This is a genomic window from Paraconexibacter sp. (genome assembly GCF_059438195.1).
On the sequence record NZ_JBLKKY010000003.1, the window covers coordinates 50,246 to 75,397 of the forward strand.

Consider the following 25,152-nt stretch of genomic DNA (forward strand, 5'->3'; position numbering starts at 1 on the left):
ATCCCCTTGGGGAGGAGAGAGCCTTGGCCACCACGAAGCCGGTCGTCGTCTACGGCGCCAGCGGATACACCGGACGACTCGTCTGCGAGTACCTCCGGGAGTACAACCTGCCCTTCGTCGCCGCCGGCCGCGACGCGGGCCGCCTCGAGGAGGCGATGAGCAAGATCCCGGGCATCGAGACCGCGGACTACGAGGTCGCCGCCGTCGAGCACGACGTCGACGCGCTCACCGAGCTCTTCACGGGCGCGAAGATCGTCCTCAACATGGTGGGGCCGTTCTCGAAGCTCGGCCCGCAGACGGTCGAGGCGTGCCTCAACGCGGGCTGCCACTACACCGACACGACGGGCGAGCAGGACTGGAACATCGTCTGCGACGAGCAGTGGGGGGAGCGCTTCGCCGAGAAGGGGCTCCTGCTCGCGCCCGGCATCGCCCAGATGTACACGACGGGCGAGATCGCCGCGAACCTCGCGCTCGAGACCCCGGGTCTCGACACGCTCGACATGCTCGTCCTCTGGAAGGGCTACCCGACGACGGCCTCGACCGCGACGATCTTCGCGAACCTCCTCTCCCCCCGGTACTACCTCGAGCAGAACCAGTACCAGCCGTGGACGCCGGAGCCGCACGAGGTCGTCGTGCCCGGCCAGCACGAGCTCGCGATCGCGCTCGACTGGGGCGGGACCGCCCATCCGGTGTGGTTCAAGCGCGACCCGCGCGTGGCGAACGTCCGCGCCCTGGGCGGCCTCTTCGACCGCGCGCTCGTGCAGGGCGTCGTCGACATGGCGGGCCAGGTCGCGGAGAAGGCGGCGACGATGGCGCCCGACGAGCAGGAGGAGTTCCTCGCGGCGACCGCCGCCGAGGTCCAGTCGGGGATGCCGCCGCGCGAGAACCAGCGGATCAACATCTCGCTCGACTCGGTGTACGCGAGCGGTCCCGCCGGCCGGGTCCACTGCGTCATCAACGGCACGTGCAACTACAAGCAGACGGGCCTCCTCCAGGCCTACGCCGCCCACGCCTGCGTCCACGGGACGCCGCGCAAGGTCGGCTTCGCCTCGGGCTGCCAGGCGTTCGGCCACCGGGAGCTCCTCGCCGTGCTGCGCGCGTTCGGACTCGTCGCCGACCCGACGATCACCGGCCACGTGAGCCCCGTGGCGGTCTCGGCCCCCGCGTCCAGCTACGGCAGCCTCAACGGCGCGGCGTCGTTCGCGACGGCCGCCGTCTGACCCCACCCCGCTGACGTTCCTCACGCCTGGCGTGAGGAACGTCAGTCTCGACGCGGGTTTCCGTGGGTAGGAGGCGGGACATGTCGTCCGTCCCCGCTTCGGCGCCCGCCGTCGCGCACGCCGACGTCGGCGCCGACGCCTCGCGCCGGCTGCGCCGGCTCAACCTCGGCGTCGGGCTCGTGCACGCCGCGCAGGCGGCGATCCTCCTCGTCATCGCCTCGGGCGCCGACCTCCCGGTCGAGGTCTCCTACCTCGAGGGACCTCCGGGCGCCGGGGAGCGAGGCGGCCCCGCCGAGCTCTTCGACCTGCCGATCGCGCCCGCGGTCGCCGCCTTCCTCGCCCTCGCCGCGATCGATCACCTCCTCGTCGGAGGACCGCTGCGCACGCGCTACGAGGGGTGGCTCCGCGAGGGCCGCAACCCCGCGCGCTGGAACGAGTACGCGGTGAGCGCGTCGCTCATGGTCGTCCTCATCGCGATGCTCGCCGGCACGACGGAGGCACCGGCGCTCGTCGCGATCTTCGGCGCCTGCGCCGCGATGATCTGGTTCGGGAAGGACATGGAGGAGCGCAACCCGCCCGGGAGCCGCGCCGTCGACTGGCGGTCGTTCCGGCGCGGGTGCTACGCGGGCGCGGTCCCGTGGATCGCGATCGCGATCCAGCTCGCGGTCGCCGACGTCGAGGCGGACGCGCCGACGTTCGTCATCGCGATCTTCGTCTCGCTCTTCGTCCTCTTCAACGGCTTCGCGGTGAACATGTGGCTCCACTACCGCCGCGTCGGCCGGTGGGCCGACCCGCTCCACACCGAGCGCGCCTACATCCTCCTCAGCCTGACGGCGAAGAGCGCGCTGGCGTGGCAGGTCTACGGGGGCGCACTGGCGGGCTCGTGAGCCGTCAGCCGATCTTCTCGCGCAGGCCCTCCTCGGCCTTCGAGCCGAGGCGGTGCAGCGCGACGCGCATCGCCGGCTCGCCGACCTTCCTCACGCCCTTCAGCTCGACGTCCGCCTCGTAGGTGACGTCGCAGCCGCCGTCGGCCCGCTCGGCGATCGTGATCGTGTCGATCGAGACCGCCGAGTCGTTCTCGCCGCGCAGCACGATGCGCTCCGGACGCTCGAGCTCGACGGTCCGGTACTCCATCGGCAGCTCGCGCCCCGCCATCTCCGTGACGACGCGGTAGCGCGCGCCGACGCCGATGGTCCCCGGCCCACCGGTGTCGTCGAGCCGCGTGGACTCGGTGATCGAGGGATCCCACTCGGCGACGGTGCGGAAGTCCGCGAGGTAGCTGAAGACCTCGTCGGCGGGTCGGGGGGAGGGGACGGTCGCGGAATAACTCGCCATGCCGACCGGTGCCACGCGCCGGCGCGCCGGACACCTCGGCGAGCCGGGTGGGCGCCTCGGCGGTCCCTCGCGCGCCGCGGAGCGGCGGGCCCACGCGGCCGACCGCCTCGAGGCGGTAGGTGCGGTCGGGATCGGCGTCGACCGTGAGCGCGAAGGTGCCGTCGGGCGCCGTGCGCACGTCGCGGAGCGTCCGCCAGCCGCCGGCGCCGTCGCGGATCGCGATGCGCGCGGCCCGCGGTCCCGCACCCGGCCGCACGAGGCCCTCGAAGCGCACGCCGCCCCGGACCCGGCGCGCGGTGAGCCCGAGGGCGAAGGCGGCGTGCGCGGGCTTCGCCCGGCCGTCCTCGAACCTCAGCCCGGACTGGTAGTCGCGCCACCGCGTCCGCAGATCGTCGCCCGGCCGCTCGGGGAGGTCGCGGACGAGGAACTGCGCGACGGCCCGGACGTCGGGCCTCGCGCGGGCGATCCGCTCCGCCTCCGGGAGCCAGCGGGCCTGGTCGGCGGCCGAGACCTCCCAGGTCGGATCGGGCGGGTTCGTCTGGTAGCCGTACTCGGTGAGGTACAGGGGGAGCCGGCGGCGCGTGCGCCCGCGCTCGTGCAGCTCGGAGAGGAGCACGCCGAGCCGGTCGAGATCGGCCATCCGCACGTTCTCCCGGCGGGGATCGGGGACCCAGGGCGGGAGCTCGAGCGAGTACGGGTGGTGCGAGAAGCCGTCCCCGGGCAGCGGGCGGAACCCGCGGCACTCCGGTCGGTCGAGCGGAGCGAGGCGCTCGTCGACGCACGCGAGCTCGCGCACGAAGGTCATCGGAGCCATCCGGTCGCCCCGGTCGTCGCCTCGGGGACTCCCGACCGACGAGGTCGCGCCGATGAGGACGAGGGCCTGCGGAGCCGCACGCTCGATGCGCGGGACCGCGGCTTCGAGCATCGCGCGGTAGACGTGGGGGGACGCGGGCCGCCAGCTCCCGCCCGCGTCGCGCTCCCACTGCGGCATGAGGAAGACGTTGTGGTTCGGCTCGTTCCAGACGGTGAACGCCGCCGCACCGTCGTAGCGGCGGGCGACGGCCTCGGCGAAGTCGGCGAACGCCTCCGGATCGACGCGGTCGCGCTCGCGGTCGGGCCGGGGACCCGGCCGCGCGACGCCCCACCGGGGCGCCCAGAACGCGATGTCGATCGCGAGGCGCATCCCGCGGTCGGCCGTGAGGCGGGCGACGCGGTCGAGCGGCTCCCACGCCCCGGCCGGATAGGCGGCGGGATCCGCGGCGTCGAAGGCCGGCTTCCGCCCCGCTTCCGACCCGGGCGCGATGACCGACCAGCCCGCGGTGATGCGCACCCAGTCGACGCCGAGGTCGCGGAGGTCGTCGAGCGTCGCGGCGATGCGGGCCGGCGAGCGGTGGAGGAGCTCGGCGTCGTCCTGCACGATCGTGACGACGCGATCCGCCGCCTGCTCCCGCTCGTCGCCGCCGCACGCCGCGAGCCCCGCGGCCGCGGCGAGGAGGGCGATCGCGACGGCGCGGGCGACGGACGGCATCTCCCACTGAGGCTAGTGCCCGGCGGCCGGCGGCCGCCGCAGGACGAGGCGCCGCGACGTCCTCAGGAGATCTTGAGGGAACGCGTACGGGCCGTTGAGGATCGGAGAGGAGGATGCGCGTCATGCGTTCCCCGCTCATCCTGCTCCCGCACCGGGCCGGCCCGTCCCGGGAGGTTCTCGCCGAGACGGCTCTCGCGGCCGCCGGAGGCGGCATCGTCGCCGACCTCTCCCCCCTCGGCGCGGACCGGCGCCTCTGGCACGCGACCGTCGCCTTCCACGACGGGTCCTCGTGCGAGGTCCGGCTCGACGTCGCCCGCCGGACGGCCGAGGTCGCGCCGCGACCGGCCGTCCTCGCGGCGGCGTAGTCAGTCCTCCGGCGCGCGCTCGCGGCGGTCCGCCGTCGCGGGCGTCTCGCCGTCCGGCTCCCCGTAGACGGCGTCGGACTGCTCCTCCTCGTCGCGCGCGTCACCGAGGATGGGAGTCGTGTTGTGCTGGTCGCCGTGGCTCGCGTGCTCCTCGAGCTCGACCTCGGCCTGCTCGAAGCCCTCGGCGACGCCGCCGCCCGCTTCCTCCACGGGGCGCTGCTCCTCGCGCCGGCGCTCGGCGAGCCGCTCGGGGTCCTCTGCCTGTCGGATCTGGTCGCCCACGGGCGTCCTCCTTGAGCTGGGGTTCCCCGCTCGGCTACCCGGGACGCGCGGCCGTCACGCCCGGCGGCGGCGCAGCCCACCCTTCTTGGCAGCGTGCCAACAAGACTGCTAGCTTCTCGCGCGGTGTCGAGCGCCGCCTCCGAGCCCCGATGGACCCGCCTGGAGCACGACGAGCGTCGTGAGCAGATCCTCGCCTGCGCGCGACGCCTCTTCAGCGACCGCCACTACAGCGCCGTCTCGACCACGGAGATCGCGCGCGAGGCGGGCGTCGCGCGCGGGCTCCTCCACCACTACTTCGGAACGAAGCGGGACCTCTACCTCGAGGTGGTGCGCACCATGGTGCGGCTGCCCCCGCCGATCCCCGAGGGCGACCTCGCGAGCCGCTCGGTCGAGGACGTCCTCGACGAGACGATCGACGGCTGGCTCGAGATGGTGCGCCGCAACCGCAGCACGTGGTTCGCCGCGCTCGGCACGGAGGGCCTCGGCCGCGATCCCGACGTCGAGGACGTCCTCGAGGAGGCCCGTGAGGGGGTCGGCGACCGCTTCACCCAGCTCGTCACCGCCCGCTGCGACAGCCTCGACCCCGATTCCCCCGAGCTGCGCGCGTCGATCCGCAGCGCGATCAGCCTCGCCGAGGCTTCGACCCGCGAGTGGCTCCTCCGCGGGCGGCTCACGCGGGAGCAGACCCACACCCTCGTCACCCGCGTGATGCTCCACATCGTCGCGGAAGTCGTGCCGCTCCTCGAGGAGCGGCGTCCCGACGGCTCGGCACCGACGCCGGCCGACCACCCCGAGCAGGAGGACACCGAGCCATGCCGTTGACGCTCACGAGCGAGCAGCAGGACTTCGTCGCCGCGATCCGCGACTTCTGCGCCCGCGAGTGCGGGACGCGCGAGCAGCGCGACGCGCTCACCGACCGCGGCCGCCATCACCACAACGCCGAGATCTACTCGAAGATGGCCGAGCTCGGCTGGCTCAGCGTCGCGATCCCCGAGGAGTACGGCGGCTCGGGCGGCGGGCTCACCGACATGTGCCTCTTCCTCGAGGAGACGACGCGCGGCCTCGCGCCGATCGGCGGCTTCGGCGTCACGATGATCGTCGCCGGCGCCTACGAGCGCTTCGGCAGCGAGGAGCAGAAGCAGGAGATCCTCGGCGGCATCGTCAAGGGCAACGTCGAGGCGATCGCGATGAGCGAGCCGGAGGCCGGCTCCGACGTCGGCAACCTCAAGTGCCGCGCGAGCCGCGAGAACGGCCATTACGTCGTCAACGGCCAGAAGACCTGGATCAGCGAGGCGCACCTCGCCGAGAACGTCCTCCTCGTCTGCCGCACCGGGGCGGACGGCAAGAAGCACGAGGGCCTCACGATGCTCAACGTCCCCACCTCCGCCGAGGGCGTCGAGATCCGGCCGATCGAGACGATGGGCGGCGAGATCGTCAACGACGTCTTCTACACCGACGTGAAGGTCCCCGCCGAGAACCTCATCGGCACCGAGGGCGGCGCCTGGATGCAGCTCATGGCCGGCCTCAACGTCGAGCGGCTCATCATCGGCGCGATCGCTCTCGGGATCGCGCAGCGGGCGTTCGACGACGTCCTCGACTACGTGAAGGAGCGAGAGCAGTTCGGTCGCCCGATCGGCTCGTTCCAGGCCCTCAAGCACCGCATCGCGGACCTCGCGACCGAGCTCGAGTGCACGCGGCTCCTCGTCTACGACGTCGCGCAGGCGGTCGACGCCAACCCGGGCGCCATGTTCCCCCGTGAGGCGTCGATGGCGAAGCTCAAGGCGACGGAGACGGCGAAGAAGACCGCGCTCGAGGGCATGCAGATGATGGGCGGCTACGGCTACGCCACGGAGTACGACATGGAAGGTCTCGTCCGCCAGTCGCTCGTGTCGACGATCTACGGCGGGACGAGCGAGATCCAGCGCGAGATCGTCGCGACGACGTACGGCCTCTGATCCGGCCTCGCGCAGCCCGATCCGGGGGTTTTGCAACGAATCGGGCTGCAGCGTGGCGCCTCGGCGTTTAGGCTCGCAGACGGCGGGTACGGGACTCGCGACGAGCGCCGCTCTTCGCGGGCGTGCCTCGTCGTCCGGCCGGGACCCGGACGCACTTGACAGCTACGCAGGGGAGCACTCATGACGTTCGCACTCCGACGCCGACCAGGCGTCGTCGCAGGGATCGCGATCTTCCTGCTCGCGATCACCCTCATCGTCGCGGCGCCCGACACGTCGCGTGGCGGCCTCCAGAGCGACGCCGCCCAGGTCGAGCAGGACCTCCAGGACGGTCTGCAGCAGACCGCGGACAAGGTCGTCGGCCCGAAGAGCACCGTCGGCAAGGCGCTCCGGCGCGTCGCCGGACCCAAGAGCTCCGTCGGCAAGGCGCTCGGTGACGTCGGCTCGCGCGTGAAGGGCGCGACGACGAAGGAGAAGGCCGAGTCGCGCGTCCCGACCGCGGATCCGCAGACGACGCCCGCGCTCAACGGCACGAACCCGCACGGCCAGGGCGGCGTCGCGAACATCAAGATCAACCCGTCCAACGAGCGCCCGCAGCCCTACGACCCCAGCGGGGCGACGACGAACGAGATCGTGAAGGTCGGCGAGTCGCGCGGCGAGCAGCAGGCCGACGGCAGCTACCGCGGCCACATCACGATCGCGGCCCTTCTCGGGCAGGAGATCCTCGCGGTCGAGACCAACCCGGGTGAGACCCGGAACGGCCCGCTCGACGCGCTCCAGACGGCGCTGCTCGACCCGATCTGCAGCGCCTCCGGGCGCAACATCTGCCTCAGCCTCGTCACTGCCGACTCGGCGACGACGGCCAACGGCAGCGCGAACCGGTTCTCGGTCGCGAACGCGCAGATCGGTGGCGAGGGCGGCCTCACGGCCGGCGTCGCCGAGTCGACCGGCACGATCGCGAGCGACGGCACCTGCCAGACCTCGTCCGGCACGAGCACCGTGGCGGACGTGAACGTCGCGAACGGCCCGCTCGCCGATGTCGCCGCGGCGAGCAGCACGACCGCCGCCTGCAACGACGGCCGGCCCCCGGCCGCCGACTCGAGCTCGAGCGTCATCGGGCTCGCCGGCACCGGCGTGCCGCTCCCGGCCCCCGGCTGCGCGGACGGCACGCCGGACACGGAGACCGGCATCCCGGTGCTCCTCCCGATCGTCTGCAACCGCTTCGACTCGGGCTTCATCGCCGGCTCGCCGGCGGTCGTCCGCGAGGCGCTCGCCGTCTTCGCGGTCGCCGCGGGCACGACGTCGCTCCTCGAGACGGTCGCGGCCGACTCCGAGGCGCTCTCGACCGCGCCTCCGGCGCCGGTGACCCCGCCGACGCCCCCGGCGCCGCCCACGAACGGCGGCGGCGATGACGGAGGCGACGACGGCACCTCCGGCGCGGGCGACGACGACGGCGACGGCACCGCGGGTGCCGGCGGCGAGGGCACCGGCGAGACCGAGTGCTCCGACGGCGTCGACAACGACGGCGACGGTCGCATCGACCTCGACGACCCGGACTGCACGTCGGCGAGCGACGACTCCGAGTCCGACGGGGCCGGCGGGACGGCCGGCGCCGGCGCGACCGGCGGCGCCCCCGAGTGCGACGACGGCATCGACAACGACGGCGACGGTCGGACGGACTTCCCGAACGACTCGGACTGCTCGTCGGCGAGCGATGACTCCGAGGGTCGGGCGGGTTCGCTCGCGTTCACGGGCGCTGACCTCCTCACGCTCGTCCTCGGCGGCCTCATGCTCGTCGGCTCGGGCCTCGTCCTGAGGCGCCGCGTCCTCGTGTCGTGAGCCGCAGGTCCGGCGGCGGCGGGCGCTCGCTCCGCGAGCGTCTCGCCGCCGTCCGCGACCGCCCTCTCGCGCGGCGGCTCGCGTGGATCCTCCCCGCCGGCGTCCTCGCCGCCGTCGGCGTCATCCTCATCGCGTCGGTGGTCATCGACGGCGACGACGACGACGAGTCCGCCGACCAGCGGATCCGGGACTCGATCGCCAGCGTCGTCGCCCCGGGCGGGACCCCCGTCCAGGTCGACAACGACCTCGGCATCCGCTTCCTCCGCCCGCGGGCCTGGACGAGCGAGACCCGCGAGGGGTCCCTCGTCCTCACGAGCCCCGGCGACGACGTGAGCCTCGCGATCTCCTCTCCCGGGGAGGTCGTCGACGCCGCTGACCTGCGGCGGGACGCCGTCGCGGCGATCGAGGACTCCTACGAGGACGCGACGGAGGTCGCGCAACGGCCAGGGGTCTTCGGCGACCGTCGCGTGCGCTCCGTCGAGCTCGCCGCGCGCAGCGACGACGGCGATCCGATCCGCGTGCTCGTCATCGCCGCATCGGGCCCCGAGCGGACGTACGTCGCGACGCTCTTCAGCGAGGCATCGCCCTCGCTCGCGCGCCTCGCCGAGGCACGCGTCATCCTGCGCTCGATCCGCTTCACCGGGCGCTGAGCGCCCCGGGGCGCGGCCCGGGGGCGTGCGCACCACGTGCGACATCGGTAGCGTCCGGCGGCATCGACCACACACCGGGGGGTCCCTGAACGAGGGGCTGAGAGGGCGCTTCCTTGCGCCGACCCGCCGAACCTGATCTGGGTCATGCCAGCGAAGGGAGTCCACATGCCGCACCGCACGCCGTTCGCCGCCGACGCCGAGTGCCGCACGCAGATGCGCCTCGCGCGCGACGGCGTCGTCACGCCGGAGATGGAGCGCGTCGCCGAGCGCGAGCACCTCACCGCCGAGCTCATCCGCGAGGAGGTGGCGCGGGGGAGGATGATCATCCCCGCGAACGTGCGCCACCGGGCGCTCGACCCGATGGCGATCGGGCTGAAGGCGCGCGTGAAGATCAACGCGAACATCGGGAGCTCACCCACGACCTCGTCGCTGGACGACGAGGTCGCCAAGCTCGTGCTGTCCGAGCGCTGGGGCGCCGACACGGTGATGGACCTGTCGACGGGCCGCGGCATCGACGAGACGCGTGAGGCGATCCTCGCCCGCTCGACGGTGCCGATCGGCACCGTCCCGATCTACCAGGCGCTCGAACGCGTCGACCGCCCTGAGGACCTCAGCGGCGAGCTGCTGCTGGAGGTCATCGAGCACCAGGCCCGCCAGGGCGTCGACTACATGACGATCCACGCGGGACTTCGCCTCGAGCACCTCCCGCTCTGCCAGCACCGGGTCACCGGGATCGTCTCGCGCGGCGGCGGGCTGCTCGCGCGGTGGATGGTCCATCACCGCGCCGAGAACCCGCTGTACGAGGCCTTCGACGACGTCTTGGAGATCTGCCGCGCCCACGACGTGTCCCTCTCGCTGGGCGACGGCCTGCGGCCCGGCTCGATCGCTGACGCCTCCGACGCGGCGCAGTTCGCCGAGCTCGACACGCTCGGCGAGCTGACGCAGCGAGCATGGGCGCGCGACGTCCAGGTCATGGTCGAGGGCCCGGGGCACGTCCCGATGGATCAGCTCGAGATGAACGTCCGCCGCCAGCAGCAGGTCTGCCACGAGGCGCCCTTCTACACCCTCGGTCCGCTGGTGACCGACGTCGCGCCGGGCTACGACCACATCACCTCGGCGATCGGCGCGGCGATCGTCGGCTGGCACGGGACCTCGATGCTCTGCTACGTCACGCCGAAGGAGCACCTCGGGCTGCCGGACGCGCAGGATGTCCAGCAGGGTCTGATCGCGTACCGCATCGCTGCGCACGCCGCCGACCTGGCACGCGGGAGCCGCCGCGCCGCGAGCTGGGACCGCGAGCTGTCGGAGGCGCGCTTCGCATTCGACTGGAACCGCCAGTTCGAGCTGGCCGTCGACCCCGAGACGGCGCGCGCGATGCACGACGCGACGCTGGCCGACGACTACTTCAAGACCGCCGAGTTCTGCTCGATGTGCGGGCCGAAGTACTGCCCGATGCACAACTTCCGCGACGTCGACTGGGACGCGCTGCGGGCTGCCGTCGCCGAGCGACGGCAGAGGCACGCCTCTGCGTGAGCGCGGCGGCCGAGCCGCTTCCGGCCGTCGGCGGCCGGAAGCGGGCGGCTCGTCAGAGGATCCCGAGGACCGTTCGCGGCCGGAACCGCTCGGTGCCCTGCGCGAGCTCGACGTCCGGACCGCCGACCTCGCGCATGTACGCGAGCGCGCGCCGGAGGTCGCTCACCCCGTTGCTCGCCGGCAGCGGGAGGATCGCGAGCGTCGAGAGGACGCCGAGCGCCCGCCCCGAGCGGTCGAGGAACGCGCTGCCCGAATCCCCCGGCACGCCCGGCGTGAGGGTGTAGACGGAGTGGTTCCAGCCGCCGCCCGAGGTCCCGAGGCTTCCGCCGTCCTTCGGCCTGAGCAGCTCGATGCCCTGACGCAGCGGCGAGTCGCCGTAGCTGAAGACGCGATGCGTGGGACGCGTGCCGGAGGCGTTGAGGCCCGTGGGCCCACCCCAGAAGGGCACGCTCGGGTTCACGGCGTCGACGTCGTCGGGGTGGATCTCCACCAGCGCGAAGTCGTTGAAGGCGCACGCGTCGGGATCGTTCTCCCCGCGCGTCTTCATCTCGCGCCAGGAGCTGTACGCGAGTCGCCCGGCGCGACTCGCCCCCGCGATGTCGACCCGCGTCCCCACGGGGAGCGACTCCGCCTCGCAGCCGTCGACGTCCGTGGCGTCCCCGGTGCCGGCGCAGTGCGCCGCCTGGCCGATGTAGACCTTTCCGCCTCCGTGGAAGACGAAGTTCGCGGTGCAGCGCGCGCCGTCCGTCGTCGTGCGGACCCCGGGGTGGATCGTCGCCTCGTCCGCAGGCGCCCACCGCGGCGCGGCCGCCGCCGCCGGCGCGAGAGCGACCGTCGCGGCTGCTGCCGCCGTCGCGACCCACACGTTCCTCGAGATGCCCATCGCCCACGCCTCCCGTCGCCGAGGTCCCTTGCGAGACCGTAGCCGACATCCGTCCGCAGCGCGACAGCGGGTCGCGTTCGCTTGGCCGCCCGTCCGGCGGTCGCGTATCGTCTGCCCGGACATCCGTGACCGACCGACCGCCGACCGCCACGTCTGGAGCGATCGCCGCCGACGAGGCGGCGCGCCGTCGCGACGACCTCTCCCTCGCGCTCCGCGCCGCCGACATGGGCTGGTGGGAGTGGGATCTCGCCGAGGACGAGATCCGCTGGTCGTCCGGCCACGAGGCGAGCCACGGCGGCGAGGGCGCTCCGGCCTCCTACGCGGACTACCTCGAGACCGTCCATCCCGAGGATCGCGACCGCCTCGACCGGATGATCCGCGACGCGATCGAGCGCCGCGGGTCCTACGAGGTCGAGTTCCGCACTCTCTGGCCGGACGGCAGCGTGCACTGGATGTACGGCGTGGGACGGTGCTTCACCGATGCGGCAGGCACGCCGGTGCGGCTCGCCGGCGTCGCACGCCTCATCGACGACCAGGTCGCGGCGCGCGCGGCGGTCCAGGACGCAGAGCAGCGCTTCCGCCGGCTCGCGAACGTCGCGCCCGTCCTCCTCTGGGTCTCCGCCCCGGACGGCAGCTGCACGTTCGTCAACGAGAGCTGGCTCGCGTTCTCCGGCCGCAGCTACGAGGAGGAGCTCGCGGACGGGTGGCTCAGCCTCGTCCACGACGACGACCGGGCGCGGGTCGTCGACGCCTACACGCAGGCGCTCGAGCGCCAGTCGGAGTTCGAGGTCGAGTACCGGATGCGCCGCCACGACGGCGTCGACCGGTGGTTCCTCGATCGCGGCCGCCCGCTCGCCGACGGGGACGGCCGCTTCGCGGGCTACGTCGGCGGCTGCGTCGACATCCACGAGCGCAAGCAGGCCGAGGAGCGGGCGCGCCGCGTCGCCGAGACCGAGGCGCTCCTCGACGCCGTCTACCGCGACGCCCCCGTGGGGCTCGCCTTCTACGACGACGACCTCCGCTACGTGCGCGTGAACGCCGCGCTCGCCGAGATCAACGGCGTCCCGGCCGAGGAGCACATCGGCCGCAGCGTCGAGGAGATCGTCCCGGAGCTCGGCGAGGAGATCGCGCAGGATCTCCGCCGCGTCCGCGACACCGGCGAGTCGCTCGTCGACGTCGAGCTCACCGGCGCGACCCGACGCACGCCCGGCGAGGCCCGGCACTATCTCGTGAGCTACTTCCCGGTGGTGCTCGCCGACGGGGAGCCGTTCGGCATCGGGGCGACCGTCAACGACGTGACGGAGCGGCGCGAGGCCGAGGAGGCGCTCCGCGCCCAGCGCGACCTCTACGAGACGCTGCTGCGCGCGCAGAGCGAGGTCGGCGAGGCGTTCATCCTCGTCGAGGACGGCCGGGTGGTCTACGCCAATGAAGCGACCCTGACCGTCCTCGGCCTCGACGCCGCCGAGCTCTACGCCCTCCCTTCGCTCCTCGACCTCCTCCCGCCGGACGAGCGCGAGCGCATCCAGATCCGCGGCGATCGACTCCTGGCCGGTGACCTCCCCGACGTCGAACCGGGGTTCGAGACGATCGTCGTCAACTCGGCGGGCGTCCACGTCCCGGTCGAGGTCGCCGCGAAGCCGCTCCGCGGGCCGCGTGGCGTGCAGCGCGTCATCGTCGTCGCCCGGGACATCACGCAGCGGCGACGGGCCGACCTCGAGCGCGAGCGGCTCCTCGCCGCCGAGCAGCGCGCCCGCCGAGCGCTCGAGGCCGCCCACGGGCGGGCGTCCTTCCTCGCGCGGCTCTCGTCCGTGCTGGAGCGGACGCTCCACCTCGAGGACACGCTCGCGGAGGTCGTCGCCCTCCTCCGCGACGAGCTCGCCGACGCCGTCGCGGTCGACGTCGTGCAGCGCGACGGCCGCGGCTTCCTGCGGCTCGGCGAGGCGAGCGTCAGCGGCGCCCCTCCGCGCCCGGAGGACGCGCCGTCGACGCGAGCGCTCCCGCTCGTCGCCCGCGGCCGGCACGTCGGGGCCCTCGTCCTCGGCTGGCTCGCCCCCGACGAGCGCCCCGAGGGCGACGACGCCCGCCATCTCGCCGACGTCGCGCAGCGGCTCGCGCTCTGGGTCGACAACGCCCTCCTCTACGCCGACCGCGAGCACGTCGCGCAGACCCTCCAGGCCGGCCTCCTCCCTCCCGAGCTTCCGGTGATCCCGCACCTCGACGTCGCGGCCCGCTACATCCCCGCCGGCACGAGCCTCGACGTCGGCGGCGACTTCTACGACGTGTTCCGCTCCGGGAAGGGCTGGTCGGTCGCCGTCGGCGACGTGTGCGGGAAGGGCGCGGAGGCCGCCGCCGTCACCGCGCTCGCGCGGTACACGCTGCGCGGCGTGACGGCGACCGGCAGCAGCACGCCGGCGCGCGGGCTCTCCGTCCTCAACGGCGTGCTGCTCGCCGAGAAGCCGGACCGCTTCCTCACGGCCGTGAAGGCGGACATCACCCCCCCTTCGGCGCCGGGCGGGCCGGCGACGGTGCAGATCGCCTGCGCGGGGCACCCCGCTCCCGTCGTCATCCGCGCCGACCGCGGCGTCGAGGCGATCGGGGCGCACGGGCCCCTTCTCGGAGTCGTCGCGGAGGGGACGTGGCCCGAGGCGAGGATCGAGCTGGGGGCGGGCGACGTCCTCCTCCTCGCGACCGACGGCGTCACCGAGGCGGACCGCAGCGCGCCGATCACGACGACGGCCCTCGCGGGGATGCTCGCGCGCGGCCTCGGCGGTGGCGCGTCGTCCGCGGAGCAGGTCGCCGCCGAGGTCGAGGCGATCGCCCGCCGGCGCGCGGGAGGAGCGCTCCAGGACGATGTCGCCGTCCTCGTCCTCCGGGTCCCCGGCCCGACCGGCTGAGAGGCGCACGGTGCCGGAGGCCGGGCGCACGCTCAGCGCGACGGAGTTCGCCCAGATCACCGGGGTCTCCCGGGAGCGGCTGCGGACGTGGGAGCGGCGGCACGGCTTCCCGCAGCCCCACCGGGTCGGCAGCGGGGCGCGGCGCTACCTCGTCGACGACGCCCCGCGCGTGGTCGCCGTCCGGCGCGCCGTCGAGCGCGGCGTTCCCGTCGCGACGGCGATCGACGATGCGCGCGACGCAGCGCCCACCGGGGTGAGCGACGCGACGCGCGCCGCGCTCGCGGAGCACGCCCCGGTCGCCATCGTCGTCCTGTCGGGCCCGGAGCCGCTCGTCGTGCAGGAGGTCAACGCGGTCGTCCGTGCCCGCCCCGGTGCGCCGTCCCCCGGCGACGACCTCCTCGAGCTCGCCCCGTGGTACGCCGAGCACGACGGCGTCGAGGTGCTGCGCAGCCTCTTCTCGGGTGACTCGTACGGAGCCGCGTGCGAGCACCCGGACTGGATGGCCGGCATGCAGGGGACCGCGAACGCGATCGCCTACCGCCTCCCGCAGGAGGCCGGCAGGCCCCCGCTCGTCGCGCTCGTCGGGATCGACACCGCGCGGGAGCGACGTGCGCGCCGGGAGCTGGCCAGCGCCGAAGAGGAGCGCCTCGTCCTCCGCGGGACGCTCGAGCGTCAGCGACGCTGGTCGGAGGCCGCCGGTGCGGTCGTCCGCGCGGCGCGGGACCTGGCCGGCTCCGAGGCGCTCGGCACGGCGGCCGACAGCCTCGTCCGCCACACCGACGCGCTCGACGCCGGCATCGCGCCGTACATGACGGGAGCGCTCGTGCTCGGGCGCTCGAGCCGCGGCCTCCTCGGACCCGCGATGGTGACCGTGTCCGCCTACGAGGAGCTCGCCGCGGCGCTGCGAGCAGGCGAGAGGACGTGGCTCGGCGGCCGCGCGGCGGCCGCCGTCGGCGCGCCCGAGGGCCTCCACGTGCATCTCGTGCCGGTCGTCGCCGCCGGCGAGACCCTGGGGGCGCTCCTCCTCCTCGCCGACGAGCGCGAGGACCTCGACGGGGTTCCCGCCGAGGTCCTCGAGTCCGTGTCGACGGTGCTCGGGTTCACGCTCCTCCGTGAGCGCGTCCTCGAGGAGCTGCGCGACTGACCCGGGGCTGCCCCGCCGAGACGGCGGCGGGCCGGCCCCTCTGCGTCAGACGCTGCGGCGGCCGCCGTAGACGCCCGTCGGGACACCCGCGACGAGCACGAGGATCGCCGCGACGATCGCGACGATGCTCGGAAGACCGAGCGCGAGGCACAGCGCGTAGACGAGCGCGGCGACGAGAACGGCGAGCAACGCAGAGAGCATGGACGTTTCCTCCTTGAGTGGATTGGGTCCTTCTCGGAGAAGGTGCCCGGCGCCGGCGGGAGCGACGCAGGTCTCACACGGACTTCTCATCCCACCGCCCCGAGAACGGCGAAGGCCACCCCTTCCCTGGGGTGGCCGGTCACCGAGAGCGCGACGCGTCGGCCTGGGGAGTCGGGGGGGAGGGCGTCCGCGTCGCGTGGGGGAAGTCGTCAGCCGGTCTCGCCGGCGGCCCGTCGCAGCGAGCCCGGCGACTCGAGGGCGCCCCGCATCTCCGCGAGGGAGCGCCGGAGCAGCCGCGACACGTGCATCTGGGAGACGCCCACGTGATCGGCGATCTCCCGCTGCGTGAGACCGTCCCAGAAGCGCAGCTTCACGATCTCGCGCTCGCGCTCGGCGAGGGCCTCTAGGCCGTCGAGGACGAGGAGACGCCGGTCAGCCTGCTCGTAGCCCTCGTCCTCTCCGCCGAGGAGGTCGAGCGGGGTCCGCTCCTCCCCGAGAGGCTCGTCGAGGGAGGCGGCGGTGTAGCTCTGGGCGCCCTGGAGGGCCTCGAGCACGTCCTCCTCGCTGCGCTCGACCGCGACGGCGAGCTCGGCGACGCTCGGGGCGCGGCCGTTCTCGCCCGCGAGACGCTCGGTGGCCTTCGTGAGCTTCGCGCTCAGCTCCTGGAGGTCGCGGGGGACCCGCACGCTCCAGGCGCGGTCGCGGAAGTGCCGCTTGATCTCGCCGGCGATCGTCGGAGCGGCGAAGGTCGAGAGCCGGACGCCGCGCTCCGGGTCGAAGCGATCGATCGCGTTGATGAGGCCGACGCAACCGACCTGGACCAGGTCGTCGAGCGGCTCCCCGCGATCGGCGTACCGGCGCGCGATGTGCCGGACCAGCGGGACCATGCGCTCCACGAGCTCCTCACGCGCGCGACGGTCACCGTCGTGGTGGTAGCGGCGCAGCAGCTCGGCCTCGGCCTCGGCCGGGTCGGACGTGCTGACGGGGCTCGGTACGTTCGTCACTGGATGGTCCCTCCTCGGTCGCATGAGACGCCGATCGGTTTCCGGTGGGAGCACCTTCGCGGGCCGTGAGGGAACAGCAAGGCGGTCAAAGGCGGGCAAGACGCACAGATCGAGTGTCTGTCTCCTGAACAGGGGTGGACACCTCCGGTCATGTCGCGTCGCCGCTCGCCGCAGGCAAGATGACCGCATTACGATCCGGTCGTCACGTTTCGGGGGCAAGGGGCGCGGGAACGCATCAGAGGCCGCGTGTGTCTCAGATCGATGACACCCCCGACGTGACGGACCACTCCCCTGCGGTCATGACGAGCGACACCAGCGACTTCCATCTCGCGCTGCCCGCGCGGGCGGAGAACGTCGCCGTCATCCGCCATCTGCTCGGCGGCGTCGCGGACGCGATCGAGATCCCGCCCGACGTCCTCCACGACATCCGGCTCGCGGTGAGCGAGGCGTGCGCGAACGTCGTCGTCCACGCCTACGCCGACGCTCCTCACGACGGCACCCTGGAGATCGCGGTCAGCGTCGGCGACGACCGGACGCTCGAGATCCTCGTGCGCGATCACGGCCGCGGGATGAAGCCGAGGCCCGACTCGCCGGGGCTCGGCGTCGGCCTGCCGCTCATCGCCGCGCTCAGCACGGCCCTCGAGCTCGGGACGGGCGAGGACGGCTCGACCGAGGTCCACATGACCTTCGACCTCGACGACCGCGAGAGCAGCTCGCCCTCGGACGGCTCGGTGGCCGCGTGAGCGGCGACGCCCTCGCGGCGCGGCGCCTCGACGGCGCGCGCCTCGACGTGGCCCTCGGCCCCCTCCTCCCCACCGTCCTCGCGCGCGCGGTCGGCGCCTACGCCGCGCGCGCCGATCTCCCGCTCGACCGCGTCGACGACGCGATCCTGGTCGCCGACGCCCTGTCCGCGGCCGCCGGCTTCGAGGCGGTCGACGGCCGGCTCGCGCTGCGGCTCGACGCCGAGCCGGGCGTCCTCCACGTCCGCGTGGGTCCGCTGCGACCGGGAGGCGCCGAGCGCCTCATCTCCGGCGCGTCCACGGGCGAGGCCGGTAACGTCCTTCACAGGCTCGCCGGGCGCATCGGCGTCCGCGCGAGCGGTCGTGGCAACGAGTACCTGGTCGTCGCCGTGGGCGACGAGACCAGAGGAGGGACCGCATCGTGAGCACGAACGCGTTCGACTTCCAGGTCGACGTCGAAGAGGGGGACGACGGCATCGCGATCGTCGCCGTCCAGGGCGAGGTCGACCTCTTCACGGCGCCCGAGCTGAAGGCCGCCGCCCAGAAGGCGGTCGACGGGGGAGCGCGCCGTCTCATCGTCGACCTCAGCGCGACCCGCTTCCTCGACTCGACGGCCCTCGGCGTGCTCATCGGCCTCGTGAAGCGCGTGCGTCCCGAGGGCGGCGACGTCGCGGTCGTCAACACCGAGCCGACGACCGCGAAGACCTTCTCCATCACCGGACTCGACGAGGTCTTCACCATCGTCTCCTCGCGGGACGAGGCGCTCGAGGCGCTCAGAGCCGGCTGATGCAGCACCGTCGCGAGGAGGTCGTCCTCATCACCCCGAGCCATCGGATCTCGGGGACGATCACGCTCTCGGCCGAGGGCTACAGGAGCCGCACGTCGGACGTCCTCAACGCGTCCGAGCGCGATTTCGTCACGCTCACGGGCGCGACCGTCGAGCCGCTCAGCGGCGGAGCGGTCACCTCGCACGCCGTCGTGTCGGTGAGCCGTCACCACATCGTCTTCGCGATCCCGGGCGACGATGCGGACACGTCGCTCGCGTCGCTCGGGGAGTGAGGCCGCTACCCTTCCCGGTCCCGACCGCGGGAACCACGGAGAGGTGCCGGAGCGGTCGAACGGGCACGACTGGAAATCGTGTGTGCGTGAAAGCGTACCGAGGGTTCGAATCCCTCCCTCTCCGCTCGACAGGCATGCACGCCCGCCCTCCGCGGGCGGGCGTGTGGGCCTGAGATCGCTCAGCGACCGCCGCGCTTCGGCGGCAGCCGGAGCGGGACCGGACGGGTGACGCGCGGTCGCGGCGCCACCGGCCGCCGGCGCCGCGGGATCTGCGGACGGCGATGCATCGGGACCTCCCTGCTCGGGATCACGACGATGCTTCGCTCGCGCGTGAGCCGTCGCGGCGCCGGCCCGGCGCCGCGACGGTCCACGGATCGGAAGCGTCTCAGCGTCCGAAGCTCAGGTGCAGCGACCGAAGACCACGCGTCCCGTCCAGACGCCGAGGAGCTCGGCGTAGCGCTCGTCCGGGTGCATCGCGAGGTCCGCGGTCGCCGCCTCGAAGACGGCGTCGGTGAGGTCGTCGGCGTGCCGCCGGCCGGCGAGCATCTCGACGCACGCGTGGACGTGCTCGTGATGGCGCAGGCGCAGCTCGTCCGCCGCGCGGTCGTCGCCGTGGAGGACCCCCTCGGCGAACCCGCGGTCGTCGACCCTCTCGTCACGCGTGTGGACGGGGACGTCCCGCGTGACGAGCCGCAGCCGGTCGGCGTGCCGCCGGGCGCGCAGCGGCAGCTCGAGGTCCGTCGCGCCGACGGGGATGCCGCGCAGCACCGAGCGGCGGTCCTCGGCGCGGCGCTCGACGCCGCCGGGGAGCGCATCCCGGCGGCGCCGGCGCTCGCCGTCCGTGCGCCGGCGGTCGAGGACGACCTCGACGGAGTCGTGCTGCGCGAAGAAGCGCGTGAGCGGGCCACGCAGGTGCGCGAGCTCGCGCGGGACGACGAGGTACGCGACGCGACGGCGGTGGATCTCGTGGCCGGCCGGGACGTGGACGCTGCTCGCGGACATCGGGACCTCCTGCGGGGAACGAGTCACGGTCTCCATCGGCCGGCCCCGCGCTCGCCTTGAGGATCCTCCCCCGCCGAACCGGATTCCTCCGTGGCCATGCCAACGGAGGAATCCGGTTCGGCACCGCCCCGGCGGGGTCAGACCTCCACGACGACCGGCAGGAGCATCGGGCGGCGCTTCGTGCGCTTGTGGACGAAGGCCTGGAGGTCGTCCTTGAGGAGCCCCTCGAGCTGCGCGATCTCGTGGACGTCCTCCTCGAAGGCCCGGTCGAGCGAGTCCTCGACCGCGTCGCGCATCGCCTCGACGAAGTCGTCCTCCGGCTCCGTGAGCGGGACGCCGCGGAGCACGATCTCCGGCGGGGCGAGCGTCTCGCCGTCCTGCTCGGCGACCGTGACGGCGACGAAGATGACGCCGTCACGCGAGAGGTCGGAGCGGTCGCGCAGCGCGGCGGACGACGGGTCGGAGAGCTCGACGCCGTCGACGAGCACCATGCCCGCCTGGACGCGGTCGCCGAAGCGCGCGCCCGAGGCGTCGATGTCGAGCGGCAGCCCGTTCTCACCGACGAAGACGTCGTCCTCCGCGATGCCGACCGCACGGCCGAGCTCGGCGTGGCGCTCGAGGCGCTTCGCGTCCCCGTGCACCGGCATGAGGTACCGCGGCTTGCAGAGGTTGAGGAGGAGCTTGATCTCCTCGCGGTAGCCGTGACCGCTCGTGTGGATCGGCGCGTCCTTCGCCGTGATGACGTCGCAGCCCGTCCGCACGAGGCGGTCGATCGTCTCCTCGATCGCACGCTCGTTGCCGGGGATCGGCGTCGCGCTGAAGACGACCGTGTCCCCCCGGCGGAGGCTGATCTGCCGGTGCTCCTGGGCGGACATCCGCGTGAGGGCCGACAGGGGCTCGCCCTGGGAGCCCGTCGTCATGATGATGACGCGGTCGTCGGGGAGCTGCTCGACCTCCTTCGGCTCGATGATCGTCGACGGCGAGGCGTCGACGAGCCCGAGCGAGCGGCCGATCTTCACGTTCTTCACCATGCTCCGTCCGAGGAGGCAGACGTGGCGGTCGAGCCGCTCCGCGGTGCTGATGACCTGCTGGACGCGGTGGATGTTCGAGGCGAAGCTCGTGACGATGATGCGCCCCTCGCAGCGGGAGAGGACGGCGTGGAGAGCCGGGCCGATCTCGGACTCCGACGGCGCGTACCCGTGGCGGTCGGCGTTCGTCGAGTCGCCGCAGAGGAGGAGGAGCCCCGCCTCGCCGATCTCGACGAGCCGGGCGAAGTCGGCCGGCCGGCCGTCGACCGGGGTCTGGTCGAAGCGGTAGTCGCCGGAGAAGAAGATCGGCCCCGTCGGGGTCGTGATGAGCGCTCCGGCCGCGTCGGGGATCGAGTGCGTCATGTGGACGAGCTCGATCTCGAACGGGCCGGCGGTCGCGGTGTCACGACCCTCGAGCGTGCGACAGGCGACGTTCTTCAGCTTGTGCTCGTCGAGCTTCGACTGCGCCATCGCCATCGTGAGCCGGCGGCCGTACACGGGCGGCGGCTCGTCGAGGCCGAGCTCGCGCAGGATCCACGGGAGCGCCCCGAGGTGGTCCTCGTGGCCGTGGGTGATGACGAACGCGTCGATCTTGTCGGCGCGCTCGCGCAGGTAGGAGAAGTCCGGGAGGACGAGGTCGATCCCGTGCATCTCGGCGGTCGGGAAGCGGACGCCCGCGTCGACGACGAGGATGCGGCCGCCGTGCTCGACGACCGTCATGTTCTTGCCGATCTCGCCGAGCCCGCCGAGCGGGAGGACGCGGAGGCCGTCGGCGGGGGCTCCGGTGCGGGGGCGCTGGCCGCCCCGGCGGCGCCGGCGGCCGCTCATGCGGGGCCTCGGCGCGAGAAGTTCATGGAAATCACGTGCTCGGAGGATACGGCGACGGCGGCGCGACCCTCGTCACGTCGTCGGCACGTCGCCGGCGAGCACGCTGTCGAGGCGCACGTCGGGGTGCTCCCGCGCGAAGCGCTCGAGGCGGAACGTCGTCGGGAAGGCGGCGAGGAGGGTGCCGTCACCGCGCTCGAGGACCGACCCCAGGCCCGAGTCGACGACGGCGTCCGCGCCGGCGGCGTCGACGCGCCGCGCGACCGTGAGATCGAGCGGCTCGAGGCGGACGGGCGAGCCGAACTCGGCGTCCATGCGGTGGGCGAAGACCTCGAACTGGAGGTCGCCGACCGCCCCGAGGACGGGGCTCGGCGAGGGGTCCCCGCGCCGCGAGAGGAGGTGGACGACGCCCTCCTCGTCGAGCTGGTCGAGACCACGGCGGAACTGCTTGTGCTTGCCGGTGTCGACCGGGCGCGCGGTGACGAAGCGCGCGGGGACGAGCGTCGGGATCGGCGGCAGCGGCGTCCCGGCGGTCTGGGCGCTCAGCGTGTCGCCGACGCGGACGTCCTGCGCGCCGGAGATGCCGATGACGTCCCCGGGGAACGCCTCGTCGAGCTGGTCGCGCTCGCGCCCGAAGACGTCGTGGGCGAAGTTGAGCTGCAGCGGCCGGCCGCTGCGCAGGTTCGTCACCTTCATCCCGCGCTCGAACGTGCCCGCGCAGATGCGCAGGAACGCGAGACGGTCGCGGTGGCGGGGGTCGGTGTTCGCCTGGACCTTGAAGACCTGCGCGCTCATCGGGCCGTCCAGCGGGACGGGCGCGCCGTCGAGGTCCGCCCGCGGCGAGGGCGCCGGGGCCCGGCCGACGACCGCCTCCAGGAGCTGGCGCACGCCGAAGTTCCACATCGCCGACCCGAAGAGGACGGGCGTGAGGTCGCCGGAGAGGAAGGCGTCGGCGTCGAACGCCGCGCCCGCCCCCTCGAGGAGCTCGAGCTCGTCGGTCGCGGTCGCCCAGGCCTCGCCCTCCTCCTCGGCGGCGGTCGCCGGGTCGACCTCGATCTCCGGGACCTCGTGGGCGCCTCGAGGCGTGCGGTCGAGGCGCAGGAAGCGGTCCGCCGAGCGGTCGATGATGCCCGCGAACTCCTGCCCCATCCCGACCGGCCACGTGAGCGCGCTGGGGGTGATGCCGAGCTCGGTCTCGATGTGGTCGAGCATCTCGAGCGGCTCCATGCCGGGCCGGTCGAACTTGTTGACGAAGGTGAACATCGGGAGCCGGCGCGCTCGCGCGACGTCGAAGAGCATGCGGGTCTGCTCCTGCACGCCGCGCGCCGCGTCGAGCAGGACGACGACGCTGTCGGCGGCGGCGAGGACGCGGAGCGTGTCCTCGCTGAAGTCGCGGTGCCCGGGGGTGTCGAGGAGGTTGAGGACCGTCCCCGCGTGCTCGAAGCGCAGCGCGGTCGAGGTGACGGAGATGCCGCGGGTCTTCTCCATCTCCATCCAGTCCGACACCGCCGCCTTGCGACCGCCGCGCGCCTGGACCTGGCCGGCCTGCCGGAGCGCCCCGCCGTAGAGGAGGAGCTTCTCGGTGAGCGTCGTCTTGCCCGCGTCGGGGTGGGAGATGATCGCGAAGGTGCGGCGGCGCGCGGCCTCGCGGACCGCGGCCGTCGAAGTGGTCGTCGGCGTGGACATGCGCGCCTTCGAGGCTACGCGATGGACGCCGCGGGGTCCTCCGCCACCGCCTCGACGACGACGCTCGGATACCCCCGGCGCACGAGGGCCCGGCGTCGCGGGACGAGGCCCGCGGCGTGGAGGTCCGGCTCGGGGTCGAGCGTGCGGAGCCCTCCGAGCCGCCCGGAGTGCGCGCGGGCGAGCGCGTCGAGCACGCGGCGGACCGGTGCGCGCGGCGACCACGGCGTGCAGACGACGGCGCGGCCTCCGGGCACGAGCGCCCGCCGCACCTCGGCGAGCGCGGCGGCGCGTGCGGCCGGGTCGAGGAGCTGGAGGACGTAGGCGCACGTGACGATGTCGGCCGAGCCGGTGCGCACCGGCAGCGCGGTCGCCTCCGCACGCTCGACCTCGTAGCCGTCGGGGAGCGGGGGGACGCAGGCGAGCATCCGCTCCGAGCGGTCGAGCGCGAGGACGTGCGAGGGGCGCCGCGACCCGTCGAGCGCGGCGAGGGCGGCGGGCACGACGCCCGTCCCCGTCCCGACGTCGACGACGACGTCCCGCGGGCCGGGGTCGGCGAGGCGCACGAGGGCCGCGACGGCAGCGGCCTCGAGCGGCTCCTGCCGGGCGTAGCGCCCGGCGTGGGCGTCCCAGATCTCGACCGCGGCCGGGTCGGCGCGGCGCGCGCTCACACCTTCCAGCGCCCGTCGACGAGGACCGGGACGCGGTCGCCTCCCCCGCGCGGCGTCGCGTGGACGTCGACGCCGGGGCCGCCGATCATGAAGTCGATGTGGATCTGCGACTCGTTGAGGCGGTCGTGGTCCTCCTCGCCGGCGGTGAAGCGGTACGCCGAGCCGATCGCGATGTGGCTCGCCGCGTTCTCGTCGAGGAGCGTGTCGAAGAAGACGGTGTCGAGCGCGCCGATGCGGCCGTCGCCGTCGACGAGCGCGACCTCGCCGAGGCGGCTCGCGCCCTCGTCGCGCTCCGCGTAGCCGCGCAGCACGTCGGCGCCCTCGTCGGCGTCGATGCGCACCGCCTTCCCGTCGCGGAACTCGACCTCGAGGCCGCGGATGATGGCCCCGCCGACGACGAGCGGCTTCGTCGAGCGCACGACGCCCTCGACCCGCGCGGGATCCGGCGCCGTGAAGATCTCCTCGCTCGGGAGGTTCGGCATGTGGACGATCCCGTCGACGGTCTCGAAGCGGGCCGCCATCCACGTCGAGGTCGGCAGCAGGCCGACCGTGAGGTCCGTGCCGGGGCCCTCGAAGTGGAGGGAGTCGAACCGCGCGTCGCTCATCCGCGATGCGGTGGAGACGAGGACGTCCGCGCGCTCCTTCCACGCGGCGACGGGGTCGTCGGCGTCGAGGCGGCAGACGTGGGCGATCTGCTCCCACAGGCGCGCGTGGGCCTCGTCGGGGTCGAGGTCGGGGTGGACGAGCTGCGCCCACGGCCGCGACGGGCAGGGGGTGGCGGTCCAGTTCGTCGTGCGCTCGTTGACGACCTGGCCCGACTCCTTGATGAACGGGAGCGGGTCGCGCCCGACCCTCGCGGGATCGAGGTCGTCGAGGAGGCCGGGCGCGACGGGCCCCGTGAGCCCGATGCGGGCGGCGCGCGCCTCGCCGAGGGCGAGGATGCGCTCGCCGTACCAGTCGGGCACGAAGCCGAGGGTCTCCTCGTCGGCGTGGAGGATGCGGGCGCGCTTCACGTGGAGGTCGAAGTACGTGACGTCGACGAACTTCGCGCCGTGGCGGTACGCGCTCGCGGCGAGCGCCCGCGTGAGCTCCTCCTTCCCGATCTCCGAGCCGATGCCGACGATCTGGCCCGGCTGCACGTTCGCCCCGAAGCCGACGACGAGGTCGGCGAACCGCTCGAGCAGCGCCGGGTCGGGCGCCCAGCGGGTCGAGGCGGCCGCGGCGGAGGCGTCGGTGCTCATGTCCTCCACCGTATCGACCGCCACCTCCACGCGACCGCCCTGACGTTCCTCACGCCGAGCGTGAGGAACGTCA

At 73.7% G+C, this 25,152-nt stretch carries 24 protein-coding genes, 1 tRNA gene and 1 riboswitch; of the genes, 15 read left to right on the plus strand and 10 right to left on the minus strand.

Annotation, left to right across the window (positions count from 1 at the left end):
* Positions 1 to 23: 23 nt before the first annotated feature.
* Positions 24 to 1,220, plus strand: a complete 1,197-nt coding sequence (locus tag ACME2J_RS01700; protein WP_495543130.1) for a DUF5938 domain-containing protein — start codon at positions 24 to 26, stop codon at positions 1,218 to 1,220.
* 80 nt (positions 1,221 to 1,300) lie between these two features.
* On the plus strand, positions 1,301 to 2,107 hold the full coding sequence (heR, locus tag ACME2J_RS01705; RefSeq protein ID WP_495543131.1) for a heliorhodopsin HeR: 807 nt from the start codon (positions 1,301 to 1,303) through the stop codon (positions 2,105 to 2,107).
* A gap of 4 nt (positions 2,108 to 2,111) precedes the next feature.
* Here heR and ACME2J_RS01710 read toward each other — a convergent pair whose 3' ends face one another.
* Positions 2,112 to 2,555: an SRPBCC family protein gene (locus ACME2J_RS01710; protein ID WP_495543132.1), complete on the minus strand. Its 444-nt coding sequence runs from the start codon at positions 2,553 to 2,555 to the stop codon at positions 2,112 to 2,114.
* Between the two features lie 1,650 nt (positions 2,556 to 4,205).
* On the opposite strand from ACME2J_RS01710, the gene ACME2J_RS01715 reads away from it, so the two are divergent.
* Positions 4,206 to 4,448, plus strand: a complete 243-nt coding sequence (locus ACME2J_RS01715; protein ID WP_495543133.1) for a hypothetical protein — start codon at positions 4,206 to 4,208, stop codon at positions 4,446 to 4,448.
* Here ACME2J_RS01715 and ACME2J_RS01720 read toward each other — a convergent pair whose 3' ends face one another.
* On the minus strand, positions 4,449 to 4,730 hold the full coding sequence (locus ACME2J_RS01720; protein ID WP_495543134.1) for a hypothetical protein: 282 nt from the start codon (positions 4,728 to 4,730) through the stop codon (positions 4,449 to 4,451).
* 123 nt (positions 4,731 to 4,853) lie between these two features.
* On the opposite strand from ACME2J_RS01720, the gene ACME2J_RS01725 reads away from it, so the two are divergent.
* The 5 genes from ACME2J_RS01725 to thiC all read left to right on the plus strand — a co-directional run bounded on the left by ACME2J_RS01725 (position 4,854) and on the right by thiC (position 10,704).
* On the plus strand, positions 4,854 to 5,552 hold the full coding sequence (locus ACME2J_RS01725; protein WP_495543135.1) for a TetR/AcrR family transcriptional regulator: 699 nt from the start codon (positions 4,854 to 4,856) through the stop codon (positions 5,550 to 5,552).
* Positions 5,543 to 6,685, plus strand: a complete 1,143-nt coding sequence (locus tag ACME2J_RS01730) for an acyl-CoA dehydrogenase family protein (protein WP_495543136.1) — start codon at positions 5,543 to 5,545, stop codon at positions 6,683 to 6,685. Before ACME2J_RS01725 ends, ACME2J_RS01730 begins: the two co-directional genes overlap by 10 nt.
* Positions 6,686 to 6,865: 180 nt before the next feature.
* Positions 6,866 to 8,521 carry a hypothetical protein gene (locus ACME2J_RS01735; protein WP_495543137.1) on the plus strand — a complete coding sequence of 552 codons (1,656 nt, stop codon included), beginning with the start codon at positions 6,866 to 6,868 and terminating at the stop codon, positions 8,519 to 8,521.
* Positions 8,518 to 9,171: a hypothetical protein gene (locus ACME2J_RS01740; RefSeq protein WP_495543138.1), complete on the plus strand. Its 654-nt coding sequence runs from the start codon at positions 8,518 to 8,520 to the stop codon at positions 9,169 to 9,171. The genes ACME2J_RS01735 and ACME2J_RS01740 overlap by 4 nt, the downstream gene beginning before the upstream one ends.
* A 65-nt stretch (positions 9,172 to 9,236) precedes the next feature.
* Positions 9,237 to 9,347, plus strand: a riboswitch (TPP riboswitch).
* Entirely contained in the window at positions 9,337 to 10,704 is a 1,368-nt protein-coding gene (thiC, locus tag ACME2J_RS01745) for a phosphomethylpyrimidine synthase ThiC (RefSeq protein WP_495543221.1), read from the plus strand. (Overlaps the previous riboswitch by 11 nt.)
* 52 nt (positions 10,705 to 10,756) lie before the next feature.
* On the opposite strand, the gene ACME2J_RS01750 is transcribed toward thiC, so the two are convergent.
* Complete coding sequence (locus ACME2J_RS01750) at positions 10,757 to 11,587, minus strand: serine protease (protein ID WP_495543139.1); 831 nt, start codon at positions 11,585 to 11,587, stop codon at positions 10,757 to 10,759.
* Between the two features lie 125 nt (positions 11,588 to 11,712).
* Here ACME2J_RS01750 and ACME2J_RS01755 point away from each other — a divergent pair, with 125 nt between their 5' ends.
* Complete coding sequence (locus ACME2J_RS01755) at positions 11,713 to 14,481, plus strand: PAS domain S-box protein (protein WP_495543140.1); 2,769 nt, start codon at positions 11,713 to 11,715, stop codon at positions 14,479 to 14,481.
* Between the two features lie 10 nt (positions 14,482 to 14,491).
* On the plus strand, positions 14,492 to 15,625 hold the full coding sequence (locus ACME2J_RS01760) for a MerR family transcriptional regulator (RefSeq protein ID WP_495543141.1): 1,134 nt from the start codon (positions 14,492 to 14,494) through the stop codon (positions 15,623 to 15,625).
* Positions 15,626 to 15,670: 45 nt separating this feature from the next.
* Here ACME2J_RS01760 and ACME2J_RS01765 read toward each other — a convergent pair whose 3' ends face one another.
* Both ACME2J_RS01765 and ACME2J_RS01770 read right to left on the minus strand, forming a co-directional pair.
* The gene (locus ACME2J_RS01765; RefSeq protein WP_495543142.1) at positions 15,671 to 15,826 is read right to left on the minus strand and encodes a hypothetical protein; all 156 of its coding nucleotides are present in this window, start codon (positions 15,824 to 15,826) and stop codon (positions 15,671 to 15,673) included.
* Positions 15,827 to 16,035: 209 nt separating this feature from the next.
* Positions 16,036 to 16,830 carry a SigB/SigF/SigG family RNA polymerase sigma factor gene (locus tag ACME2J_RS01770; protein ID WP_495543143.1) on the minus strand — a complete coding sequence of 265 codons (795 nt, stop codon included), beginning with the start codon at positions 16,828 to 16,830 and terminating at the stop codon, positions 16,036 to 16,038.
* A gap of 299 nt (positions 16,831 to 17,129) precedes the next feature.
* Between ACME2J_RS01770 and ACME2J_RS01775 the strand changes: the two genes are divergently transcribed.
* From ACME2J_RS01775 to ACME2J_RS01795, 5 genes are all read left to right on the plus strand, one after another.
* Positions 17,130 to 17,573 (plus strand): ATP-binding protein, encoded by a 444-nt coding sequence (locus ACME2J_RS01775; RefSeq protein ID WP_495543144.1) that lies wholly within the window; start codon positions 17,130 to 17,132, stop codon positions 17,571 to 17,573.
* Complete coding sequence (locus ACME2J_RS01780; RefSeq protein WP_495543145.1) at positions 17,570 to 17,995, plus strand: hypothetical protein; 426 nt, start codon at positions 17,570 to 17,572, stop codon at positions 17,993 to 17,995. Before ACME2J_RS01775 ends, ACME2J_RS01780 begins: the two co-directional genes overlap by 4 nt.
* Positions 17,992 to 18,357, plus strand: coding sequence for an STAS domain-containing protein (locus ACME2J_RS01785; RefSeq protein ID WP_495543146.1), 366 nt, complete (start codon positions 17,992 to 17,994; stop codon positions 18,355 to 18,357). Before ACME2J_RS01780 ends, ACME2J_RS01785 begins: the two co-directional genes overlap by 4 nt.
* Positions 18,357 to 18,629 carry a DUF6812 domain-containing protein gene (locus ACME2J_RS01790; protein WP_495543147.1) on the plus strand — a complete coding sequence of 91 codons (273 nt, stop codon included), beginning with the start codon at positions 18,357 to 18,359 and terminating at the stop codon, positions 18,627 to 18,629. Before ACME2J_RS01785 ends, ACME2J_RS01790 begins: the two co-directional genes overlap by 1 nt.
* A 37-nt stretch (positions 18,630 to 18,666) precedes the next feature.
* Positions 18,667 to 18,753: transfer RNA gene (locus ACME2J_RS01795), tRNA-Ser, on the plus strand.
* A gap of 275 nt (positions 18,754 to 19,028) precedes the next feature.
* Here ACME2J_RS01795 and ACME2J_RS01800 read toward each other — a convergent pair.
* The 5 genes from ACME2J_RS01800 to ACME2J_RS01820 form a co-directional block, all read right to left on the minus strand.
* Positions 19,029 to 19,631: a hypothetical protein gene (locus ACME2J_RS01800; RefSeq protein WP_495543148.1), complete on the minus strand. Its 603-nt coding sequence runs from the start codon at positions 19,629 to 19,631 to the stop codon at positions 19,029 to 19,031.
* Positions 19,632 to 19,768: 137 nt separating this feature from the next.
* Positions 19,769 to 21,487 (minus strand): ribonuclease J, encoded by a 1,719-nt coding sequence (locus ACME2J_RS01805; protein ID WP_495543149.1) that lies wholly within the window; start codon positions 21,485 to 21,487, stop codon positions 19,769 to 19,771.
* Positions 21,488 to 21,559: 72 nt separating this feature from the next.
* Positions 21,560 to 23,170 (minus strand): peptide chain release factor 3, encoded by a 1,611-nt coding sequence (locus tag ACME2J_RS01810; protein ID WP_495543150.1) that lies wholly within the window; start codon positions 23,168 to 23,170, stop codon positions 21,560 to 21,562.
* A 14-nt stretch (positions 23,171 to 23,184) separates the two neighbouring features.
* Positions 23,185 to 23,838, minus strand: a complete 654-nt coding sequence (locus ACME2J_RS01815) for a class I SAM-dependent methyltransferase (RefSeq protein ID WP_495543151.1) — start codon at positions 23,836 to 23,838, stop codon at positions 23,185 to 23,187.
* A complete protein-coding gene (locus tag ACME2J_RS01820; RefSeq protein WP_495543152.1) occupies positions 23,835 to 25,079 on the minus strand; it encodes an aminopeptidase in 1,245 nt (414 codons plus the stop codon). The genes ACME2J_RS01815 and ACME2J_RS01820 overlap by 4 nt, the downstream gene beginning before the upstream one ends.
* Positions 25,080 to 25,152: the final 73 nt, after the last annotated feature.

Bases quoted from the DNA above. Each gene is read 5' to 3' on its own strand.
- heR (WP_495543131.1), top strand. From the start codon at position 1,301: ATGTCGTCCGTCCCCGCTTCGGCGCCCGCCGTCGCGCACGCCGACGTC.
- ACME2J_RS01710 (WP_495543132.1), bottom strand. From the start codon at position 2,555: ATGGCGAGTTATTCCGCGACCGTCCCCTCCCCCCGACCCGCCGACGAG.
- ACME2J_RS01715 (WP_495543133.1), top strand. From the start codon at position 4,206: ATGCGTTCCCCGCTCATCCTGCTCCCGCACCGGGCCGGCCCGTCCCGG.
- ACME2J_RS01730 (WP_495543136.1), top strand. From the start codon at position 5,543: ATGCCGTTGACGCTCACGAGCGAGCAGCAGGACTTCGTCGCCGCGATC.
- ACME2J_RS01735 (WP_495543137.1), top strand. From the start codon at position 6,866: ATGACGTTCGCACTCCGACGCCGACCAGGCGTCGTCGCAGGGATCGCG.
- thiC (WP_495543221.1), top strand. From the start codon at position 9,337: ATGCCGCACCGCACGCCGTTCGCCGCCGACGCCGAGTGCCGCACGCAG.
- ACME2J_RS01750 (WP_495543139.1), bottom strand. From the start codon at position 11,587: ATGGGCATCTCGAGGAACGTGTGGGTCGCGACGGCGGCAGCAGCCGCG.
- ACME2J_RS01765 (WP_495543142.1), bottom strand. From the start codon at position 15,826: ATGCTCTCTGCGTTGCTCGCCGTTCTCGTCGCCGCGCTCGTCTACGCG.
- ACME2J_RS01775 (WP_495543144.1), top strand. From the start codon at position 17,130: ATGACGAGCGACACCAGCGACTTCCATCTCGCGCTGCCCGCGCGGGCG.
- ACME2J_RS01790 (WP_495543147.1), top strand. From the start codon at position 18,357: ATGCAGCACCGTCGCGAGGAGGTCGTCCTCATCACCCCGAGCCATCGG.
- ACME2J_RS01800 (WP_495543148.1), bottom strand. From the start codon at position 19,631: ATGTCCGCGAGCAGCGTCCACGTCCCGGCCGGCCACGAGATCCACCGC.
- ACME2J_RS01805 (WP_495543149.1), bottom strand. From the start codon at position 21,487: ATGAGCGGCCGCCGGCGCCGCCGGGGCGGCCAGCGCCCCCGCACCGGA.
- ACME2J_RS01810 (WP_495543150.1), bottom strand. From the start codon at position 23,170: ATGTCCACGCCGACGACCACTTCGACGGCCGCGGTCCGCGAGGCCGCG.
- ACME2J_RS01820 (WP_495543152.1), bottom strand. From the start codon at position 25,079: ATGAGCACCGACGCCTCCGCCGCGGCCGCCTCGACCCGCTGGGCGCCC.